Here is a 22074-nt window from a genome sequence, read left to right on the forward strand (position 1 = left end):
GTAAAGGAGTAACGGATTATGGCGGAAACAAAAAAACAGGATCTAAAGGCGATCATGGGGTTGATCGTGAATGGTGGGAACGCAAAAAGTGCGGCCTTTGCGGCAATTAATGCAGCTAAACTAGGTGACTTCACTACTGCTAGCACTAAACTAAAGGAAGCCGATCGTTATTTAGTAGTGGCCCATAATTTGCAAACTGATTTGTTAGCGGCTGAAGCTAACGGGGAGCATATGCAGGTTACCTTATTGGCCGTTCATGGCCAAGATCAGATCATGAATGCGATCGCTTTCCGTGATCTAGCTGGCGAAATTGTTGTGCTATACCAGCGTTTAGTCCACTGAATTGTTGCAAAGGTCGCCTTATGGAAAATAAAAAAGCTGTGGTAATTGCGCCCACAGCCGTTGTCAGCGGCCCAAGTGGGCTGCTGACTTTTTTTAACTAAATTTTTTGAACAATCTCGTTGATGTTGACTTTTAAAACTTCACGTAGCCAGGGAAACTTGGTGTGCATTTCGTCAAATTCAGCACCGGATTTAATGAACTCACCAGTTCCATGAATATGGAAGCCAGCACCTGGGCCTACAGTACCTTCGACGGCTTTACTGCCCATAGTCAAGGTCACAGTATTATCCGTGGCAAAATCATGTTCAATACTCCGCATTCCTGCTGCTGGAATCAATAAGTAATTTTGAGCTTGATTGATTTTAATATATGAATTCCAAGTATTTACAACACTGGCAGGATGTGCATTGACAGTTACGATCGTAGTTGGTCCTTCGTGATGCATAACATCGAGAAATTTTTGATCCATCTAGTTAACCTTCTTTACTTTTTTGTAGGCTCATTATAGCATGCTTTTTAGTGCGAATCAAACAAATGTTCCCGCAAAGTTCAAAAATAAAAACGCCTATTTTTTAGGCGCCTTTGCGGTGGTACCAAAACGTTTTTTGACAAAGTATGCGACCCCGATCACTAAAGCAAGGATCAGTACAATCAGGGTAATGTGAGCAAACGTGTCAATGTAGCCGGCAATTTGTGTCCAAGCTCTACCCGCATGGTGGCCTAACATGACCAAAACAATATTCCAGATAAAAGTACCTGCAGTGGTCAAAATGATGAATTGGGTCAACGGCATTTTGGTGGTACCAGCGGGAATAGAGATCAAACTGCGGACAATGGGAACGAAGCGGCAGAAAAATAAGGTGCTTTTGCCGCGTTTAGTAAACCAACGTTCAGCCTTTTCTAAATCACTGCGTTTAAAGTGGAGCATTCTGCCGACTTTACCATCAATCAAACGTTGCAGACGCTCGACGGAAAGTAGGCGGCCGACTGCGTAGAGAATGATGGCACCGGCAACGGAACCCGCAGTTGCCGCAAGCACAACGCCAGTCAGGTTTAGATTAGAATGTAAAGTCATAAAACCGCTAAAAGTCAGAACAATTTCTGAAGGAATCGGGGGGAAGACATTTTCCAGCGTGATTAGCAGGAAGATGCCGAAATAACCAAATTGGTCGATAAAATCAACGATCATATTTTGCATAAGTGACCTCCCTAGGTGGCTTGTACTTTTAATATAGCGTGAATACCTAGTGGGCGTCAATCAATAACCAAGAGGTACTAGCTGCTTTTGCAATAAAATACAAGCCACACCATCTTCAATAAAAGGCCTACCGACTGATTGGTAGCCTAATTTAGCATAAAAACCGCGAGCAGTCATTTCGCTGTGAATTTCTGACTGCGTGCAGCCATGTTCGCGACCAACTTGTTCTAAGCCAGCAATAATTTGGGCCCCTAAACCTTCACCGCGATGACTGGCTAAGGTGGCGATACGGCCAGGACGCATCGTGGTGGCAGACAATTGCTGGTAGCGACCAGTTGCCACCGGTAGATCCCCAGCATACAACACTGCATAAATAGTACCATCAGTATCATGATCATCAAATTCGGCCTGCAGGCTCAGACCACGTTCTTGAACAAAAACCTGTAGACGTACGGCAAAGGCGGCGGCCCGCTGCCAATTAGTGGCGTTAACTTTAAGTTGCATCTATAAATCTCCTGTCCTTATTTATTCTATGTAGTTGGATTCTTCAACTAGTATAGCAAAGTCGGGTCAGCGTGTTAGAATAAAAGTAATTAATTTTTGCGAAAGTAGGTGGGCAAATGCGCCCAAGAATTGCGATCACTAATACTAAGGAAATACAGGGGGTACGCCAACTCTCTGCCACCCCAGAAACCTATGCACACGCGGTAACAGCTAGTGGCGGGTTACCGCTAATGATTCCGGCAATGGCTCCTGCGTTGGTTCCGGAAGTTTTGGCCACAGTCGATGCTGTACTTTTAAGTGGTGGGCACGATGTTTCACCAGATTTGTATGGTGCGGCATTAGATCCTGCCACCGGTGAATTAGATCGAGCCCGTGATTTATTTGAAATTGCGCTGGTCAAACAGGCGTTAGCCGCACATAAGCCAATTTTGGGTATTTGTCGGGGGCAACAAATTATCAACGTGGCGTTAGGGGGTACCTTGATTCAAGATATTAAAAGCACGGTGATCAAACATCAGCAACGGCCAATTACGGGAACTCAGCCGACGCATCAAGTTCAAGTTGTTGCGGGAACACAGTTGGCCGGCCTTTTGCAAGGCGCTTATGGGGTGAACTCCTTTCATCATCAGGCTGTGGCGCAAGTTGCTCCGGGGCTTAAGATTAGTGCACGTAGTAGTGATGGTGTGATCGAAGCATTGGAGGCACCGCAGCGGCAGCTTTTTTCGGTACAATGGCATCCTGAGATCATGTACCCTGCTTATCCGGCGGCACAGCGCTTATTTCAGGCGTTTATCCAACAGGCAGTCGGTATTGGGCAAAGTGCTTCTTAAACCGAATCCGGCTTGCATGGCCGTTAGAATAGTGGAATAATAGAACCGATCAAAATAAACGACTGTCTGTGAGCAGTCATTTTGGAGGAATTGAATATGGAAACACTAATTAAGCAGCATGCAAGTACTAGCATCAGTCCGTATCAGCGTAAAGTGATCATGTCGTCAGCGGCAGGATTCGGCTTAGAAAATATGGATGTTATGTTTCTATCCTTTGCTTTGTCGTCGATTATCGCGACTTTACATGTATCGGGTACGCAAGCAGGACTGATCGCTTCAGTAACCAATTTGGGCATGCTAGTTGGTGGTGTGATTTTTGGCTTATTAGCAGATCGTTACGGACGCGTTAAGGTGTTTTCGCAGACGATCTTTATTTTTGCCATTGCCACTGCTGCTATGTATTTTGCCAACACGATTTGGACCGTTTACCTGTGGCGTTTTGTTGCGGGGATCGGCGCAGGTGGTGAGTATGGGTGTGGTATTGCCTTGATTGCGGAGTGTTTTCCGCAGCGCCAAGTCGGTAAAATGACTTCCGTTGCCGCTATCGGTGGTCAAATTGGGGCGATTCTAGCAGCGCTTTTGGCGGCCTTGATTTTGCCGCATTTTGGCTGGCACGGCTTGTTTCTTTGCGGAGTGTTACCGGTGATCTTAATCTTCTTTGTTCGGCGCCATTTGAAGGAAAGTCCTGCCTTTACTGCACTGCAACAAGATAAAAGAACGCACCAAAAAGCGACGATCACGGCATTATTCAAGACTCGCCGGTTAGCTTGGCAAACAACTGCTTTAACGATCATGGTAATGGTTCAAATTGCTGGTTATTTTGGCTTAATGAACTGGTTGCCAGCGATCATGCAGCAGCGCTTAGGAATCAGTGCGGCTAGTTCATCATTGTGGATGATCGCAACGATCATCGGGATGAGCTTAGGCATGTTTGTTTTTGGCGCGATCATGGATAAGTTTGGTGCCCGCCGCGCCTTTATTATTTTCTTGATCATCTCAGCGGTGGCCGTTTTTGCCATTACTTTGGCCAATAATCAATGGACTTTGTTGTTGGCAGAAGTGCTGATCGGCTTTTTTTCAAATGGGATGTATGGTGGTTATGGCGCAGTGATCAGCCGTTTATATCCAGTTGAAATTCGTGCCACTGCGAACAATACGATCATGAACGTCGGTCGTGCAGTGGGTGGTTTCTCGTCAATGGTGATCGGTTTCTTGATGGATCGGTATAATTTGCTGATCGTTATGCTGTTCTTATCGTTACTGTATGTGCTCAGTTTATTGACCTTACTGACAATTCGTAATTTGCGGATGGTTAATTAGGTGCAGCCTTAGTAAGGTGTACACCGTTGATTACTTTAAGTAAAGTAGCCAACCGTGTATATTTTTTGCTTTAGCCGGTGTTTTCACCGCTAGGGTTACTTTTCAGTCAATGAGAAGAACTTAAGCTAGTTAAAAAAGCCAACCGTTACTGAATTTAGTTTCAGTAGCAGTTGGCTTTTTGACAACAACTTATTTACTTAGATTTTTTTCTAATGATTTTTTATGTTCTAATTCTTGACGTTCAGCACTAATTTTTTGTTGTAATTCATTAGGCGTTCCTGGTTTGCGTAATAATTTGGCGAACACGCCATGATACTGCATGCTGGCGTCTTGTTCAGCAAAGCGATTGCCTAAGAACATGATCACAGAACCAATGACGATAACGACGATCCCGACAACTGTTGGGGTAACGATTTTATCATGTAACATGAACATGGCCATGATCGGGGCTAAGGCAGGCTTAATGAAGAAAACTAGGGAAGCGGTCGATACATCAGAGGTTTCCATTGCGAGGAAGTAAAAACCGAAACCACCAGCGGTGACCCCAATGCAAATGTAGGCTAATAATAAAATATTCTGCCAAGCAATACCTTGAACGAAAGGCACCGCAGCGAAAGTTTTCAGCGCCGGGACACTGCTTAAACCAGCGGCGATGCTGGGAATATGGGATAAGCCCATTAAAATGGCTAATTCCGCGGAGCCGGCCAGAAAAGTTAAGCTGGTCATAGTCAAACCGTTAAATTTACGCCGCATGGATCCCCAACGAGAAATGATCGAGTATAAACCAAAAGTGATCGCGGAAGTGATCGATAAAGTCAGACCCAGCGGATTAGTTAAATGGGCTGGATTGACAATGATCAGTAAGCCGACCAAGGAGATCGCAACTGCGATCAAGTTGGTTCGACTTAACCGCTCACGGAGGATCAAGAAAGAAAAGATCAAAGCAAAGATTGGGTTACAACTGAATAAAACGGCAACGATCGATGCCTGATCGACTTCTACGGCTAATTGGTAGAAGGTCATGCTGATCAAAACACAACTTAATCCGGTGAGCATAAACAAAAGCAGATCATGGCCAGTTAAGCGAAGATGCTGTTTTTTTAACGCACTGACAGCAAAGGGTAGTAGAAACAAACCACCAACAAAGAAACGGAGAAAATTAAGTTGAATCCCATTAAAGGCACTACCGGCCAGTTTCAGTGAGATTTCCATGGAACTAAATAAAAACGTGGAAATCAAAACGTACAAATAAGTTCGTTTCATAAAAGATTAATCGATCCTTCCCAAATAACTAACAACGAAAATAGTAGGTGTTTAAATTGATCTATGTTTGGTCAATAGAATAAGGTTTAAGCCAGTTGTAAACACCAATTAAAAGCTGACTAGCAAGCAAAATTAAGCAGATCATGAAAATTGCCTTAGAACTACTTTACCAAGGTGACTTAGCTACTATTGTAAAACTGATTGAAAACTTGTCAATGGTACGGCCACAATTAATCTTGAAAAAGCTGTAGATGCTGGGCTAAATATTTACCAGTGATGCTGGTGGTATTGGTGGCAATTTGTTGTGGCGTACCACTGGCAACAATTTTGCCTCCTTCATTACCGCCGCGTGGGCCAACATCAACAACATAATCAGCGTTGGCAACGATGTCGAGGTCGTGTTCAATGGTAATAATCGTAGCCCCTTGAGCTAATAATTGATCGAAAACTTGGATCAGAGTGCGTGTATCCAGCGGATGTAAACCGACAGAAGGCTCATCAAAAATAAATAGGGTGCCTTGCTGGGTTTGGCCCATTTCTGCAACCAACTTTAGGCGTTGCGCTTCACCACCGGATAATTGTGGGGTAGCCTCACCTAATTTTAAATAGCCTAAGCCCATATCTTGCAGCGCGAGAACTAAATGGTGCAAACTTTTATCATGTGTGAATAAAGGCACTGCTTGATCGACGGACAATGCGAGAACATCGGCGATGGTCAAATCATGCCATTTGATCGTCAATGTAGCTGGATTATACCGCTGGCCATGACAAGTGGGGCAGGCCTGTTGAATGTCAGGTAAATATTGTACGTCTAGCGAAATTTGGCCGGTTCCTTTGCAGGTTGGGCAAGCGCCTTGTGTCGTGTTATAAGAAAAATGAGCTGCACCCCAATGCTGGTTTTTGGCCGCCGGCGTTTGTGCAAATAATTTGCGTAAGCGATCGAGAATACCAGTATAAGTAGCCACAGTGGAACGGGTATTTTTGCCGACAGGGGTGGAATCAATCATGACCACGCGCTGTAAAGCAGCATTGAGTTGATCAACATGGGCCGGCAAAGGTTCGTGTTTCAGTTGTGCTTGTAGTGCAGGCACTAAACTGTCGAGAACCAAGGTTGTTTTACCGGCACCAGAAAAACCGGTGACGACACTTAGTCGCTTTAATGGAAATTTAGCGGTCACATCATGCAAATTGTAGCGGTGGGTGACGTGAAAACTGAATTGTCCCGCTGCGAAAACAGCGGTTTGCGGTTGTCGAGCTAATAAAGGCGCTTGGCCCGTCAAATACGGTGCAATCAGCGAATCAGCCTGTTTTTTAATTTGGGCAACGTTACCTTGATGTAAGATCTGACCGCCTTTACGGCCTGCACCGGGACCGATCTCAATTACAGTGTCCGCTGCAGCAATCACCCGTGTATTGTGATCAACGACTACTAATGAATTACCTTGAGCGACTAAGGCACGCATGATTTTGATCAAGCCAGTGACATTGGCGGGATGCAGGCCGATCGAAGGCTCATCTAGAACGTACAGCACACCGGTGGTGGCGGTGCGCAGTGTTCGGCTCAGTTGAATCCGTTGCAATTCACCAGTGGATAAGGTCATCCCGGCGCGACTAAGGGTCAGGTAATCCAGCCCAAGTTCCAATAATGGCGTTAGACTAGCTAACCACTCGTTTACTAAGTTTTGCCCGATTTTGTGCATAGTGGCTGGCAGCCAAGAAACGATCGTTTGGGCAAATGCAGGCAGTTCTTTTAATGGCAAATCACTGACCTCAGCGATATTTTTGCCAGCCACCAATGTTTTTAGCAATTGGGGATCGAAACGATTACCTTGGCAAGTGGGACAAGTAGTGAAGGCGTAAAACCGATTCAAACGCTGAATCGCCCGCTCGTTTTTAGTTGTGGCTAGGCTGTCAGTGACGGCAGCATAGGCATTTTCAAACTGGGCGTTATCCATGTGAAAGATTTTGCCGGTGGCACTAGGAATATTAATGGCATATTTACGCTTTTCCCCGTGTAAAACGATGGCCCGATCGGCTGCCTTCAGTTGATTAAATGGGGTATCAATATCAACACCAATTGCTTGGGCGACCAGCGGCATAAAATTACGTCCCGGTAAGCGCCAGGAAGCGATTGCGCCTGCCCGGATGGTCAGGCTTTCATCAGGAACTAACCGCTCCGGTACCAATTGGCGAATTTGGCCGCTGCCGTGGCAAGTGGGACAAGCGCCAGCAGAATTAAAAGCGAAGCGTTCGGCTCCAGGACCGCGAAAACTGGTACCATCACCGGCAGCAATCGGCAGATCTTCAGCTACATGTAGGGTCGGTGCCACACGTTGACCACTAGGGGAAACATGGGAACCCAGCCGGGAAAATAGTAACCGTAACACGTTGAAACTTTCAGTCATGGTACCGACAGTACTGCGCTGACTGGGAATATTTGGCCGCTGCCGTAAAGCTAATGCTGCCGGTAAATGCCGCACAGCGCGTACATTAGCCTTACCCATTTGGCTGATGCGTCGTCGAGTGTAAGTGGACAAAGCATCTAAGTAACGACGTGCGCCTTCTGCGTAGAGCACACCCAGTGCTAAAGATGACTTACCTGAACCGGATAAACCAGTGATGGCAACAAATTGATGTAATGGAATGTCCACATCAATATTTTTTAAATTATTGACCTGAGCACCGCGTACTTCGATTTTAGTTGGTTGATTTTGTTGCATAAATAAGCCCCGCAATCATAAAATAAAATTTAGTTACTACTTCCATGATAGCAGGCAAGTTAAATTTCGGCGACGCTGCTTTCATGGCTGTAATGAATGTGCTATGCTTATTGCGCTAAAAATTTCCGGAAAGTTTAAGTTAAAATTTGTTATGGAAAGTAGGCAATAATATGCGCTTAACGATCGCTGATCAACATTTTTTTGCATGGCTACGAAGCGGTCAAGTCATGTTTTTTAAGGATACTTTAGTTTTATTACCATTAGCTACTGAGTATCAGCAAGTTTTGCAATTAGTTGAACAAGATTATCAAACGCTACACGCTGAATTTACTGGTGGTACTTTTACTTATAGTATTGCACCGGATGTCGATTTGGCACAGGCGCAGATCGAACTCAGCGTGGTCAGTGCCGATACCGAGCAAACTATCAGCAAGGTGTACCATGTTTTCTTAGATAGTGTCCATTAAAAAAGAACTGCATCAATTGACTTGACGCAGTTCTCAGGCAGCATTAAGTTCGAAACGAACAAGTGCGAGTTCAGTTTGTTGGAATGTGTAGAAAGTTTCATGGTAAGTGGGGTCAAGTTGAAACCCCACTTTTTCCAATAAACGCCGTGACGGTAAATTAGTCGCACCGGTAACTGCGTATATTTTTTTCAGACCGAGTTGCTTAAAGGCTAGCTGAGTAACTGGCGGCAGGACTTCTTGCATAATGCCGTGGCGCTGCCACTGTGTAATGATCTCATAACCGATCTCAGCAGTTTGCTGCTGAAAATGCCACAACTGAACTAAACCATAAAAAGTATCTGTGTGGCGATCCATGATCCCCCACATCAAATAATCCCCGCGAATCGTGCCACGATACATGCGGCTGATGTATTGCATTGTTGCAGCTAGATCGTGGTCGATACTGCGTCCTGTTGCGGCGGCAACGGTGGCATCATGCCGCAACGTATAAACACCTTTGGCCGGCACTGTATTTAAAAAGCGCAGTTCATAATGCGGCAAAGTAACATGAGCAAAGGCTTGGGTTTGCATATAATCCCTGCTTTCTTAAAATTTATCAAGAGGTGAACCTTATGGAAAAAGAATTGACGTTAATAAAAACAATGTTACCACTGATCATTGGGCAACAAGAGCTAGCACGATTCGATGAATTCTTTCACCCAGCTTTTATTGCAGTACTCAATGGTGAAAATATCAATCGTACGCGGTACGTTGAACGATTACAAGCATTAAAAAATAATGCTGCAGCACCTACGATCATCCAGATTCGTGATCTTTTTTGGGCGGAAGCGGGGGCAGCAGTCACTGTTCATTATATCGCGACGATCGCGTCGACAACAGGGCAGAAGCACCAAATCGATGTCTTAGCCTTGTGGCAATTTAAGGCAGATCGTTTGATTTTCGTTAATGAAGTTGCCTGGCCACTGGCGCCAGTGGTTGCCGATTTTGCTGCCGTGCGCGCCTTTATCCACAATTATATTATTTAAAGCGCTAGACGTCGCACTAAATAATCGGCCATGCCGTCTTCAGCGTTACTCAGCGGCGTGACATCATCGGCTACTGCCTTGATCGCTGGCCGCGCATTTTGCATCGCCACACCCCAGCCAGCGAGAGTTAACATGTCACGATCGTTATCATCATCGCCAAAGGCCAGCATATCAGCTGGTTGTAGCTGATAATAATCTAATAAATATTGGAGTGCGGTGGCCTTATGGGTGGCTTCGCGAACGATTTCTAAAGCGGCTGCATCACCACTCCAGGCGCCCCAGGTTTGTGCAGTTACGTGTGGGAAGCGCTGGCGAACGGCTTCTTGTAAGTGCGGTAAGGTGAGCGCATCAGTGAAAAGCGATAGTGAGATCGGTGCTTGCCGTAAAGAATCCGCATTAAGCAACGTTTTTGGTGCCGGCATGTCGGTAAAAAAAGGCAGATCATGAAAAGGACGGTCAGGCAAAACAAATTGTTTCCCTTCAGCGATCGCTACTTTGATCGGAAACTCTTTTTTTAAGGCCAACAATGCTAAAGCGGTTGCTGGTGGAAGGGTACTCGCTTGTTCGTGTGCCCACTGTTGATGAGGAATGTGGATCAGCCCACCGTTGAAATTGATCATCGGGGTTGTTAAGTTTAATTGATCATAAAAGTTGGTACTAATATTATCCGGTCGGCCTGTGGTGATCACAATTTTGTGGCCACGTTGGCTGGCAGTCCGCAAAACATTTCGAGTTTTTTCGCTTAATTGGCTGGTTGAGTTTAAAGTGGTGCCATCAAGATCGAGGGCAATTAGTTTGGTTGACATAAGGAGCCTTCTTTCTAAAAAGTTGCTGTCTACTAATTTAACATGAATTAGTGGGAAATAAAGTAAAATAGTTGAAAAACTAGGATTAAGGTTATTTTTTAAAAGCAAGCAAGATTAGAACTATATTATTTATTTCTAATTAAATTTTAATGTAAAATCGTAATTATGATAGTATAGTTAAAAATATATTATAAAAGAAGAAGATGTTTCGTTATGAAAAGAACCAACGCCCAAGTTAATATTATTATTATCAGCGCCATTATTAGGTAATGCGGGCTGACATTTTTAATTGCCCGCATTGCGCGGGCAGCGTTGGTAAAGCCAAGAGCTGCTACAGCAGCCCTTGGCTTTTTTCTTTTCTACAGTAGGGGAGGTGGAAATTGCTTAAATAATAATTGAAATAAACATTGCGGTAATATTAAAAAAAGATGAGATAGGAAGCGGATTGAATATGCAAGATACAAAAGGCTTTTCAGAAACACAAACAAGTACCGTGTTGAAGCGCGATCCTGTACGAACCGTTGTCTTTGCTTCAATGATCGGTACGGCAATTGAATTTTTTGATTTTTACGCTTACGGGACTGCGGCAGCAGCGTATTTTCCAAAGGTGTTCTTCCCGGAAGTCACCACGACCATTGCGACGTTACTAAGTTTATTGACCTTTGGGGTTGCTTTTGTTGCTCGGCCATTAGGTTCGTTTATTTTTGGCCATTTTGGCGATAAAATCGGGCGTAAACGGACATTAGTCGTTTCGTTATTATTAATGGGTTGTTCCACTGTTTTGATCGGTTTATTGCCTAGTTATTCGACATTAGGTATCCTTGCAGTCATATTATTATGTCTCTGCCGCTTTATTCAAGGGATCGGCCTTGGCGGTGAATGGTCCGGTGCTGCCTTAGTCGCCACTGAAAATGCACCGAAAAAGAAACGGGCATTATACGGTGCCTTTCCAGAATTAGGGGCACCATTAGGCTTCTTCTTAAGCAACGGCTTGTTCTTTGTTTTAGAGTCATTTTTAACACCGGCACAGATGATCAGTTTTGGTTGGCGTGTACCATTTTTGGCTTCTGCTATTTTAGTTTTAGTTGGTTTCTGGGTTCGGGAACAAATGCAAGAAACGCCATTATTCCGTTTAGCTCAAGCGAAGAAACAAGTTACTAAATCACCGTTGACCACTGTCTTTAAAACTAGCTGGCGGCAAATTGTTCAGGGCACTTTTATTGTTTCGGTTACTTATACATTATTTTATACATTAGCTACTTGGTCATTAACGTACGCGACCACAAATTTAGGCTTTACTAATCGTGAATACTTATCCTTATTGATGGGCGCCATCATTGTTTTCGCCGTCATGATTTTAGTTGCATCCTACTATGCTGATGTTTGGGGGCGGCGCCGGATTCTTATGGGCTCTTCAATTGCTTTAGTTGTCTTCGCATTATTATTTCCATTTCTACTGCAAGGTCAACGTAACTTTGCGGGTGTGATCACTTTCTTAGTTGTTGGTTTTGTTTTGATGGGGGTTTCCTTTGGACCGGTTGGTGCTGTTTTGCCGGAATTATTCTCGACTAAGGTTCGTTACTCAGGCGCCGGAATTTCCTATAACTTGGCTGCCATCATTGGTGCTGCTTTTGCACCGACGATCGCTACTTGGTTGGCCGACAACTGGGGAGTTCGCTCAGTTGGTATTTATCTTGGTGTGATGGCGGTTGCGTGCATTATTTCATTGGCGACCACCAAAGAAACTAAATCAGTTGATTTTACTAAATAATAATTGAAAAGAGTTCGGTCATTTGTGACCGAACTCTTTTTGGTTAGTGAATCTATTCTTTATCTGCTAGTAATTGCCGTAATACTGCGACCTGTTGCTTTAATTCAGCACCAATATCCGTTTCAGCAACTAACTTGCGCTCGGTGACCTGATCGACGATTCGCTTGGTGGAAATAATATCGGTTAAATTGGCGATTGCATCGGCCTTAGAGGTAAATGGCTGGTGGGTCACTAGCTGCATACCATAAGAATTATATAATAAAGTGTAGCCCCCAATGCCTGTCGTTTTGTGGTACGGTTTTGAAAAGCCGCCGTCAATGACGATCATTTTGCGGTCAGCCATCACCGGTGTTTTGCCTTTCTTAACGGGTGTATGGCCGTTGATCACATGACCAGTAGCCGGAGACATTCCGAATTCCTGAAGCACAGAATCGACAAACCAAGCCTCGCGCCGTAATTTATAGTACGGGTTGGTTTTCTCTTCGTGGGTCGCTGGATCACTGATGAAGTAGCGTTCAAAGGTAGTCATATCATGTTTGCCAAATAATGGCGACAGCGGGCCTGTCCATAAGTACCACAATAAATCAGTGGCGCAATCATCTTCATCACCAGGATGGGCGAAGCTTGCCCGTAAATTACGTTCAAAAACGTCTAGTAAGGCTTTGCCAGCATATTCCTTACCGTGCAATTTAAAGGACTGGAATTGACCGTCGGCAGTGACCGGGATACATCCATGAAATAGGAGATTATCATTATAAGTTAAGTACATACTACCTTTGCGCATTAAAAAGGCCATGTGACGTTGTAATTTATCAGCATTACGAAAAGCAGATAAAAGCTGATCAATAACGCGCTGCTCTTCTGGCAATAGTTTGTACGGATCGGCCGGATCAATTGTTTGGAAGCAAGTATTTTCCAACGGGTAAGATTTGCCGTGCAAGTTGATCGTCATTTTTTGATAATCTATTTTATCCAGTAGGCGGCGATGAGCCATTTTAAATTCTGGCCGTCGTGCGATCACTGGGCCTTCCAACTTAAATTGGATGATGGCGATGGCCTGATGAATCTGAGTGATCTGCAGTTCTTCGGCCGCAGACAATGGTCGTTCGCTGTGTAATTGTTTCGGTCGGAATGCCGGATTGTCTTGATAGTGCTCTTCGGCAAATAAGGATAAGTGGCGTAAATTAATACCGTACGCGTCTTCGATGATACTTAAATTATTATAGCGTGCACAGATCCGCAATAAATTGGCTAGGCAGAGACGTGAGCCTGAGACGGCACCTAGCCATAAAATATCGTGATTGCCCCATTGAATATCCAATGAATGGTACCGCATCAGACGATCCATGATCAATTCGGGATGGGGACCGCGATCATAAATATCACCGACTAAATGTAAGTGATCAACAACTAAACGTTGAATCGTGTGGCAAGACGCAATGATAAACTCATCGGCTTGCTGTAGCGCAATGATATTTTCGGTGATCTGTTGGTAATAACCGGCCTTATCGGTGCTATGATAATCGCCGTATAATAATTCCTCGGTGATATAAACAAAATCCGGCGCTAGTGCTTTGCGTACCTTGGAACGGGTATACTTAGTGGACACAAAATGTAATAACTTGATCAAACGTTGAAAAGTATCCAAGTACCATTGGTGCAGATCATCGGGATCGTGATAACGTTTCTTGATCGCCGCCAAGCGTTCACTGGGATAATAAATTAGAAATGAAAAGTGACTGATCGTTTGCGGAGTCATTTTACCAGCAAATAGATCGGCAACTTTTTGCTTAACATTGCCGGAGCCATTGCGCAGCACGTGCTGAAATGCATCATATTCGCCGTGGACATCGCTGATGAACGCTTCCGTACTTTTCGGCAAACTTAAAATTGCTTCGAGATTGATCAGTTCAGTGGCCAAAGCGGTCTTAGTCGTATATTGTTCCTTAAGTAATGCTAAATCAGTTACATCCATACAAAAATTGCCTCCATCATTAAAACTTGTGGCTTAATTATACCGCTTTCAATGTAAAATACCAATTATATTTATAAGCGCTTTAAAGGTAACTAAGTAGTAATGTTAAGGTATATACCAATGCGGATAAACGGCAATTTAAATCAATTAACTTAAAGGCTTATTCCGCAAATTAAATTAGGATGCAGTAAAAAAGTGCTTAAAATAATTTGACATTTATGAGAAAAGGGGTTAATCTTTAACACAACTTAATAAACCGTCCATAACTTCAAATGCGAAGTTATAAACCGAAGAAGTGGAGATCAAGATCGTGATGCCCGCACAGAGAGCCGCCGCATGCTGGGAATGGTGGCAGGAAACAAGCGATTAAATGGACCACTGAGGGCGCGGATAAAAAAAGAGAGAGTGCTGGGCAGGACGGGTAATTTTTGAGGATTAGCCTAAGCAAGAACGTTAGCTTTGTAAAAGCTGGCGGGCTTGCTGTAGCTAACCGGAGAAAATTGTCCTGCCCAGCACGTTTCAACTAAGTTGGCTGAAACGTGATTCACCAAGCAGATTTCTGCGGCTAGCTACGTAGCGCAAACGCTTTGTAAACAAAGCATTCACACTACTAGGCTAGTCCTCAAAATCTCCCGCTTGATGAATCACTCTAACTTTCCATTACCCCGCGACGTGTTGGTATACGTGAGTTACCGGGAGGATGTCAGTCCTCTGCTAAGATGGGGAAGTCTAAGCTTATATTTTATTTAGCGTACTTTCCAACTAAGGTGGCACCGCGGAATAAATCCGTCCTTAACAATTAATTTTGTTATGGGCGGATTTTTTTGTTTAGAGTGATTGAAAAAGCGCCCAGATTATGGAGTGTAACCTAGTCGGGCAATAAGCAGCACGCAGTGATGCGTTTGACCGACGTAGTTACATGCAATAATCTGCTTTTTCAATCACGTTTCAACCAGTTCAATTAAAAATATTCCGAGGTGGAAACAATGCAATTAGACAAACGATGGCGATTCCTAATTAGTTACTTTAAATTTAATCTTAAATTAACTTAGTTTGCTACTCATAGCGCTTTGGCTAATGAGTCGTGACTAAGTTAGCGAAAAAACTAACTTAAAAATTTGGGGGAATCAACCATGATCACAACTGCAATTCAAAAATTAGCCAACAAAGAAGATTTAACTTTTACCGAAACCGAAGCCGTCGTTAACGAAATTATGAGTGGCGAAACCAATGACATTCAGATCGCGTCGTTACTCACTGCATTGACCTTAAAAGGCGAAACCATTGACGAGATCGCTGGTGCCGCTAAAGCGATGCGGGCGCACGCCTTAGCCTTTACCCCACGCGAAGATGTACTGGAGATCGTTGGGACTGGTGGCGATCATGAAAATTCATTTAATATCTCCACCACAACGGCGTTGGTCGTCGCTGCCGCTGGCGTGCCAGTAGCAAAACATGGCAACCGTGCTGCTTCCAGTAAAAGTGGTGCCGCCGATGTGCTCGAGGCTTTAGGCGTTAAAATTGATGTGACGCCAGCCCAAAGTGAAGCGATTTTGGCTCACGCCGGCATTTGCTTCTTGTTTGCTCAGGAATATCACCAGGCAATGAAGTATGTGGCGCCAGTGCGTAAAACCCTAGGCATTCGCACTTTGTTTAACGTTTTGGGCCCGTTGGCGAACCCAGCCGGCGCTACGCAGCAACTACTTGGCGTTTACGATGCCGCTTTGGTTGAACCGCTGGCGCGGGTGTTGCAACAATTAGGCGTTGCCAACGCGATGGTGGTTCATGGCGCTGACGGCTTGGATGAAGTTTCCATCAGTGGTCCAACGCAAGTGTGTGAATTACAAAATGGTGAATTCACCAGCTATGAAATCACGCCGGAACAATTTGGCCTACAGCAGGCACCGATTGCAGCAATTGTTGGCGGAACACCAGCAGAAAATGCTCAGATCACTCGCAATGTTTTGGCCGGTAAGGCTGGCGCCACCCGTGATATCGTTTTGATGAACGCCGGCTGTGCCTTGCACATTGCACGGCCAGAACTGACCATCGCCCAAGGCGTTGCCTTAGCTGCTAAAACTATTGATAGCGGTCAAGCAGCCGCAAAATTGGCCGAATTCCAGGCGCTAACTAAAAATGAGGCGGTGGCATGATTCTAGATCAATTAGTGGCTGCCACTAAAAAGCGGATCGCCCGCCAACAGCAGCAGGTGCCGCTGGCGACATTACAAGCGCAGGTCGCCCAGTTAGTGCCACGGACCACATTTTCGTTTGAAACTCAGTTAGCTCAGCCTGGTTTGGCGGTGATCGGTGAACTGAAAAAAGCCTCACCTTCAAAAGGTTTAATTGCCGCCGATTTTCCTTATCAACAAATCGCCTGTGAGTACGAGCAAGCCGGAATCGCGGCCATCTCGGTGCTAACCGAGCCGGACTATTTTCAAGGCAACGACCAATTTTTGCCAGCCGTCGCCGCGACGGTCAAGCTGCCGTTACTGCGTAAAGATTTCACCGTGGCAGCGTATATGATATATCAGGCGCGCCTGCTAGGTGCCAGCGCAATTTTACTGATCGTAGCGGTACTAACTGATGAGCAGTTACACGATTACTTAGCACTGGCCGATCAGTTAGGCTTGTCAGCGTTGGTCGAAGCACATGATGCGCAAGAAGTGCGGCGAGCATTGGCGGCCGGCGCACGAATCGTCGGCGTCAACAATCGGAATCTAAAAGACTTTTCGGTTGATCTGCAAAACAGTATTCAACTGCGGCAACAAGTGCCGGTCGATGTGTTGTTTGTCGCTGAAAGTGGCATTAAAACCGCCGCTGATATTGCCCGGCTAAAGGCGGCCGGCGTCGATGCCGTTTTGATCGGCGAAACGTTGATGCGAGCACCAGATAAAGCCGCGCAGTTACAAGATTTGGGGGTCAACGAATGACGCTAGTTAAAATTTGTGGCCTGATGCAGCCTGACGATGCACAGGCCATCAATCAGGCGCGGCCAGATTTTGCCGGCTTTATCTTTGTTCCCGGTAAGCGGCGGCAGATCAGCTTGGCCCAAGCAACTCAATTGCGCCACGTGATCCAGCCGCAGATCAAAACTGTCGGTGTGTTCGTGGATGCGCCATTGGCTGAGATGTTAGCGCCGCTGCACCAAGGGATTATCAGCGTGATCCAATTACACGGCCACGAACCAGAAACTACGGTGCAAAAATTGCAGGCGGCCGGCGCACAGGTGATCCAAGTCCAGCGCCACGCGGCACCGACGCAAGCTGATTTCGTGTTATACGACGCCGTTCAACCCGGCAGTGGCAAAACCTTTGATTGGCAGCAATTACCAGCGCAGCCACCGCGGCCATTTTTCCTGGCTGGTGGCTTAAACCTAACTAATATAAACAACGCCCTGACCCAAGTTCAACCTGCTGGTGTCGATGTTTCCAGCGGAGTTGAAACGGCAGGTTTAAAAGATCCAGCGAAGATCGCCGCATTTGTGCAGGCGGTTCGCCAATTTGACTCGGAGGTATGACGAATGCAAAAAATTAAACCCGGCCGTTTCGGTGATTTCGGCGGCCAATATATTCCAGAAACGTTAATGACTGAAGTCAACCGCTTAGCGGCGGCTTATGAACACTACAAAAATGATCCCGCATTTCAGGCCGAATTGACCACATTGCTTAACGATTACGCGGGGCGACCATCGCGGTTGTATTACGCCAAACGGATGTCTCAAGATCTCGGTGGCGCGCAAATTTACTTTAAACGTGAAGATTTGAACCACACTGGTTCCCATAAAATCAACAATGTGCTCGGCCAAATGTTATTGGCCCAAAAAATGGGTAAAACACGGGTGATCGCCGAAACTGGTGCCGGCCAACACGGTGTGGCTACCGCAACCGTCGCCGCTTTGATGGGGATGGAATGTGAGGTCTTCATGGGTAAAGTTGATACTGAGCGGCAAGCATTGAACGTTTACCGGATGGAGCTACTAGGTGCTAAGGTTCATGCGATCACCACTGGTAGTGGGGTTTTAAAGGATGCAGTCAATGCAGCAATGCAAGAATGGGCGTCGCGGGTCGATGATACCCATTATGTGATCGGCTCAACCATGGGGCCGCACCCATTTCCAACTATGGTGCGCGACTTCCAAAGCGTGATCAGTCGCGAAGCGCGGGCCCAGATTCTGGAGGCCACCGGGAAGCTACCGGCAGCAGTCGTGGCCTGCGTTGGTGGTGGCAGTAATGCCATCGGTGCATTTTATAACTTTATTAATGACAAAGACGTTCGCTTGATCGGCTGTGAAGCCGCTGGTAAAGGCGTCAATACTGAGCAACAGGCGGCTACCATGGAGCGTGGGCGGACAGGTATTTTTCATGGTATGAAGTCACGCTTTATTCAAAATGATGATGGTCAAATTGCGCCAGTTTATTCAATTTCCGCCGGCCTTGATTATCCAGGCATCGGGCCGGAACACGTGCATCTGGCCGAAACTGGCCGCGCCGAATATGTTGGTATTACCGATGATGAGGCGGTGGACGCATTTGAGTTTATCGCCAAGGAAGAGGGCATTATTTGTGCAATTGAAAGTGCTCACGCGGTAGCCTATGTGCAAAAGCTAGCGCCACAAATGGCTAAGGACCAGATCATTATTTGTAATTTATCTGGCCGCGGTGACAAAGATGTTGCTGCGATCGCACGTTACCGGGGGGTGGATATTCATGACTAAATTAAAAGAAGTTTTTGCCAATAAAAAGGCGTTTATTGCCTTTGTGGTTGCCGGCGATCCTGATTTTGCGGCTTGTGCCGACAACATTGTCGCTTTGGCCGAAGCCGGCGCGGATCTAGTGGAGATTGGGATTCCGTTTTCCGACCCAGTTGCTGATGGCCCTGTGATTCAAGCGGCTGATCTACGCGCTTTTGCGGCTGGTTCGACAACGGAAAAAGTCTTTGAATTAGTGGCAGCCGTACGTCAGCGGACGCAGGTACCGTTAGTTTTTCTAACTTATTGTAATTTGGTATATCAATACGGCTATGCTGACTTTTTTACACGTTGTGCCAAACTTGACGTTGCGGGTGCGATTATTCCTGATCTACCGTTGGAAGAGCGGGATGAAGTTAAACCTGTAGCCGAAGCCCACGGCTGCCAGATCATTCCTTTGGTCACACCGACGACGCCACCAGAACGAATTGCTAAAATCGTCGCCGGCGTGGATGGGTTCATTTACGTGGTTTCGTCAATGGGGATCACTGGCACGCGTGATACCATCAACACCGACCTTGGTCAACTAGTTGCCAATATTCGGCAGTACACCACTACCCCAACGGCCATCGGCTTTGGCATTCATACACCAGAACAGGCCGCACAAATGGGTGCGGTGGCCGACGGTGTGATTGTCGGCAGCGCAATTGTTGATATTATTGGTCAATATGGTCATGACGCTCCCGCCCATTTACAGACTTATGTTAAGGCCATGCGGGCGGCATTGCCAGATTGATCAGGCATTAAAAAGATAGTTAAACTAAGTTTAGCCAAGTTTGGATTATGATCCAAACCTGGCTTTTTAGGTTCTTTGATAGCAAGTACAAACATGGCTTTTCAAAAAAACATAACGTAAATTTTGAATAAACTAAAAAGAAAAACAGGTTGCTTTTAATATTTTGCCAGCAAATTATTGATCTTGTTTGTGCAGACTTTAGTCTAAATTAAAATTCTCATTGACTTTTCATCTTAGGCTTTCTATAATTGAATTCAATATCATTTATCGCTGAAGGGAAGAATCAGTAGTGGGTCACCACAGAGAGCCTTGTTGCTGGAAAAAGGTGTGATTACTGCTGAATAATGCTCCTGGAGATAGGCAGTTAGACCCGGTTAGTCGCCGTTAATGACTTTGAGATCGGCAGCTGGTTAATTAATAGTGAACTGCGGCCGAAAAAAGGTGGTACCGCGATAATTTCGTCCTTTGTGGAGTGAACTCTACAGAGGGCTTTTTTATTTTTAGACGATGAAATAAAAACTCAGTTACTTACACTTATTTATGCTAAAACTACGCCATATTGAATTAAGTAATCTAGCGAAGTAGCGCCATGCTTCAACTCAGCGATCTGCGCTGCTAGTTGAATGGCCATCGTCCATGGCATTAAAGCTTTAGCAGCGAATTTTATTGGTGAAGCTACCCTAATAGCGAAGTAGAGGAAGGTTTTAATGATGAGTAAAGAACCATGGCAGGAACAAATTGACACCATTTTGGCACAAGCCGGTAATCGTAGTGATGATCAGCAAACTGGTGCGGTAGCAGCACCTTTGTATTTTTCTACTGCGTTTCGGCATCAAGGCTTAGGCCAATCGACAGGCTTTGATTATTCACGGGTACAAACGCCAACCCGGGAGTTATTGGAGTCCGTGCTGGCTACTATGGAGCACGCTGATCATGCTTATGCGTTAAGCTCCGGGATGGCAGCAATTCAGTTGGTTTTCTCGCAGTTTAAAACAGGCGATCATATTATTACTTCGGATGATTTGTATGGGGGTAGTTTTCGTTATTTTGACCAATTGACTGAACATTATCAGGTTGAATTCAGTCAGTGGGCGGGGCGCGACTTCGCACATTTAGTGCAGTTGATTCGGCCGAATACCAAGGCAATTTGGCTAGAAACACCATCAAATCCGACAATGAAATCAATCGATATTGCGGCAACGGCTAGAATTGCGCATCAACATGGACTGCAATTGATCGTCGACAATACGTTTTACACACCACTATTACAGCAACCGTTATTATTAGGCGCGGACGTTGTCGTTCATAGTGCGACTAAATATATGTCTGGGCATAACGATATTTTGGCCGGTGCGGTAATGGTCAATGATGCGGCGGTGGCGGAAAAATTAACTTTCAATCTTGTGACTACTGGCGCAGTACTGGATCCCTTCGACTGTTGGTTGTTACTGCGCAGTCTCAAAACAATGCCGTTACGAGTGCGGCAACAGCAGACCAACGCCCAAACCTTGGTGACCTACCTGGAAAAATCGCCAGCCGTGGCGAAAGTATTGTATCCGGGCAAAGGCGGGATGATCAGTTTTTATTTAGCAGCGACTTATTCAGTAGCGACTTTTTTGCAACAGTTAAAAGTGATTTCTTTTGCGGAAAGTTTAGGCGGGGTGGAAAGTTTGTTGACGGTACCCGATGAACAAACACACCATGATATGCCTATTGCCCAACGGCGTGCCTTAGGCATTACCCCCAACTTATTGCGGTTATCGGTAGGCATTGAAAGTGAAGTTGATCTGCAACGTGATTTGGCCCAAGCGTTCAGTGCCAGTCAAATTTAAGTTGGCGTTACCAACAAAAGTCGGTACAATAGGAGGGACAGTAAAGGAGCGTTCTGAATATGAAATTAGCTGACTTTTTTCAAACGGCGGTGATCGCTGGTACGCCAGTGATGCGCAGCGACTATGAACTGAAAACTAAAGGTTTGAAGGTTCTACAATTGCCGCTACCAGCCTTAGCCCAAATCTATTATGATTATTTTTACACCACACGCTATGTGACCCAAAATTTTGAATTGAATAAAATGGAAATTGCGGATATCAAGGCAGAGTTACAACTAAGCGATTTATCCAATCAATTGTTTCAGCAGGATCTTAAACAGATCGTGGTCGAAGTTGATGTACGCCCTGCAGAAAAGCAGGTTGTATTGGCCTTACGTCATGATGGTTAAATAAATCTGGCCATGTCTGAAAATTTAATAACCAGAGTTAATAAAAAGGGCTCTCTGTCAAATCCTGTTGATAGTCAATTTTACAGTGTTAGAAGTTACTTAACTTCTAATGCTGTTTTTTTACTTGGTTTGGTCCGCATTTGTTGC

Annotated in this window: 21 protein-coding genes; 13 read left to right on the forward strand and 8 right to left on the reverse strand. The window is 45.3% G+C overall.

Features of this window, described 5'->3' with window-relative positions; all coding sequences use genetic code 11:
• Window positions 1-18 precede the first annotated feature (18 nt).
• Window positions 19-342, forward strand: a complete 324-nt coding sequence (locus FFM78_RS08215) for a PTS sugar transporter subunit IIA (protein ID WP_137637961.1) — start codon at window positions 19-21, stop codon at window positions 340-342.
• 97 nt (window positions 343-439) lie between these two features.
• Here FFM78_RS08215 and FFM78_RS08220 read toward each other — a convergent pair whose 3' ends face one another.
• From FFM78_RS08220 to FFM78_RS08230, 3 genes are all read right to left on the reverse strand, one after another.
• A complete protein-coding gene (locus FFM78_RS08220) occupies window positions 440-811 on the reverse strand; it encodes a pyridoxamine 5'-phosphate oxidase family protein (protein WP_137637962.1) in 372 nt (123 codons plus the stop codon).
• 96 nt (window positions 812-907) lie between these two features.
• Complete coding sequence (locus tag FFM78_RS08225; RefSeq protein WP_137637963.1) at window positions 908-1540, reverse strand: DedA family protein; 633 nt, start codon at window positions 1538-1540, stop codon at window positions 908-910.
• A 60-nt stretch (window positions 1541-1600) separates the two neighbouring features.
• Window positions 1601-2044, reverse strand: coding sequence for a GNAT family N-acetyltransferase (locus FFM78_RS08230; RefSeq protein WP_137637964.1), 444 nt, complete (start codon window positions 2042-2044; stop codon window positions 1601-1603).
• A gap of 116 nt (window positions 2045-2160) precedes the next feature.
• Between FFM78_RS08230 and FFM78_RS08235 the strand changes: the two genes are divergently transcribed.
• Both FFM78_RS08235 and FFM78_RS08240 read left to right on the forward strand, forming a co-directional pair.
• Complete coding sequence (locus tag FFM78_RS08235; protein ID WP_137637965.1) at window positions 2161-2874, forward strand: gamma-glutamyl-gamma-aminobutyrate hydrolase family protein; 714 nt, start codon at window positions 2161-2163, stop codon at window positions 2872-2874.
• Window positions 2875-2970: 96 nt separating this feature from the next.
• Window positions 2971-4194, forward strand: coding sequence for an MFS transporter (locus FFM78_RS08240; protein WP_137637966.1), 1224 nt, complete (start codon window positions 2971-2973; stop codon window positions 4192-4194).
• Window positions 4195-4383: 189 nt separating this feature from the next.
• Here the strand turns inward: FFM78_RS08240 and FFM78_RS08245 are convergent, their stop codons facing one another.
• Entirely contained in the window at window positions 4384-5457 is a 1074-nt protein-coding gene (locus FFM78_RS08245) for a DMT family transporter (protein ID WP_137637967.1), read from the reverse strand.
• 230 nt (window positions 5458-5687) lie between these two features.
• Window positions 5688-8177, reverse strand: a complete 2490-nt coding sequence (locus FFM78_RS08250; protein ID WP_137637968.1) for an excinuclease ABC subunit UvrA — start codon at window positions 8175-8177, stop codon at window positions 5688-5690.
• A 170-nt stretch (window positions 8178-8347) separates the two neighbouring features.
• Here FFM78_RS08250 and FFM78_RS08255 point away from each other — a divergent pair, with 170 nt between their 5' ends.
• Window positions 8348-8644: a hypothetical protein gene (locus tag FFM78_RS08255; RefSeq protein WP_137637969.1), complete on the forward strand. Its 297-nt coding sequence runs from the start codon at window positions 8348-8350 to the stop codon at window positions 8642-8644.
• Between the two features lie 33 nt (window positions 8645-8677).
• On the opposite strand, the gene FFM78_RS08260 is transcribed toward FFM78_RS08255, so the two are convergent.
• The gene (locus tag FFM78_RS08260) at window positions 8678-9214 is read right to left on the reverse strand and encodes a GNAT family N-acetyltransferase (protein WP_137637970.1); all 537 of its coding nucleotides are present in this window, start codon (window positions 9212-9214) and stop codon (window positions 8678-8680) included.
• A gap of 41 nt (window positions 9215-9255) precedes the next feature.
• On the opposite strand from FFM78_RS08260, the gene FFM78_RS08265 reads away from it, so the two are divergent.
• Window positions 9256-9669, forward strand: coding sequence for a hypothetical protein (locus tag FFM78_RS08265; protein ID WP_137637971.1), 414 nt, complete (start codon window positions 9256-9258; stop codon window positions 9667-9669).
• Here the strand turns inward: FFM78_RS08265 and FFM78_RS08270 are convergent.
• Window positions 9666-10475, reverse strand: a complete 810-nt coding sequence (locus FFM78_RS08270; RefSeq protein WP_137637972.1) for a Cof-type HAD-IIB family hydrolase — start codon at window positions 10473-10475, stop codon at window positions 9666-9668. The two genes, FFM78_RS08265 and FFM78_RS08270, sit on opposite strands and share 4 nt — an antisense overlap.
• Before the next feature lie 451 nt (window positions 10476-10926).
• On the opposite strand from FFM78_RS08270, the gene FFM78_RS08275 reads away from it, so the two are divergent.
• Window positions 10927-12246, forward strand: coding sequence for an MFS transporter (locus FFM78_RS08275; protein WP_137637973.1), 1320 nt, complete (start codon window positions 10927-10929; stop codon window positions 12244-12246).
• Window positions 12247-12298: 52 nt separating this feature from the next.
• Here FFM78_RS08275 and FFM78_RS08280 read toward each other — a convergent pair whose 3' ends face one another.
• A complete protein-coding gene (locus FFM78_RS08280; protein ID WP_137637974.1) occupies window positions 12299-14221 on the reverse strand; it encodes a fructose-1,6-bisphosphatase in 1923 nt (640 codons plus the stop codon).
• Window positions 14222-15354: 1133 nt separating this feature from the next.
• On the opposite strand from FFM78_RS08280, the gene trpD reads away from it, so the two are divergent.
• The 7 genes from trpD to FFM78_RS08315 all read left to right on the forward strand — a co-directional run bounded on the left by trpD (window position 15355) and on the right by FFM78_RS08315 (window position 21927).
• On the forward strand, window positions 15355-16374 hold the full coding sequence (gene trpD, locus FFM78_RS08285; RefSeq protein ID WP_137637975.1) for an anthranilate phosphoribosyltransferase: 1020 nt from the start codon (window positions 15355-15357) through the stop codon (window positions 16372-16374).
• The gene (trpC, locus tag FFM78_RS08290) at window positions 16371-17153 is read left to right on the forward strand and encodes an indole-3-glycerol phosphate synthase TrpC (protein ID WP_137637976.1); all 783 of its coding nucleotides are present in this window, start codon (window positions 16371-16373) and stop codon (window positions 17151-17153) included. The genes trpD and trpC overlap by 4 nt, the downstream gene beginning before the upstream one ends.
• On the forward strand, window positions 17150-17740 hold the full coding sequence (locus FFM78_RS08295; protein ID WP_137637977.1) for a phosphoribosylanthranilate isomerase: 591 nt from the start codon (window positions 17150-17152) through the stop codon (window positions 17738-17740). Before trpC ends, FFM78_RS08295 begins: the two co-directional genes overlap by 4 nt.
• Before the next feature lie 3 nt (window positions 17741-17743).
• Window positions 17744-18937, forward strand: coding sequence for a tryptophan synthase subunit beta (gene trpB / locus FFM78_RS08300; RefSeq protein WP_137637978.1), 1194 nt, complete (start codon window positions 17744-17746; stop codon window positions 18935-18937).
• Window positions 18930-19706 carry a tryptophan synthase subunit alpha gene (gene trpA, locus FFM78_RS08305; RefSeq protein WP_137637979.1) on the forward strand — a complete coding sequence of 259 codons (777 nt, stop codon included), beginning with the start codon at window positions 18930-18932 and terminating at the stop codon, window positions 19704-19706. The genes trpB and trpA overlap by 8 nt, the downstream gene beginning before the upstream one ends.
• A gap of 710 nt (window positions 19707-20416) precedes the next feature.
• Entirely contained in the window at window positions 20417-21538 is a 1122-nt protein-coding gene (locus FFM78_RS08310) for an aminotransferase class I/II-fold pyridoxal phosphate-dependent enzyme (protein ID WP_137637980.1), read from the forward strand.
• Window positions 21539-21597: 59 nt separating this feature from the next.
• Window positions 21598-21927, forward strand: coding sequence for a hypothetical protein (locus tag FFM78_RS08315; RefSeq protein WP_137637981.1), 330 nt, complete (start codon window positions 21598-21600; stop codon window positions 21925-21927).
• The last annotated feature ends 147 nt before the right edge of the window (window positions 21928-22074 follow it).

The organism is Loigolactobacillus binensis (assembly GCF_005405165.1).
Taxonomy (GTDB): domain Bacteria; phylum Bacillota; class Bacilli; order Lactobacillales; family Lactobacillaceae; genus Loigolactobacillus; species Loigolactobacillus binensis.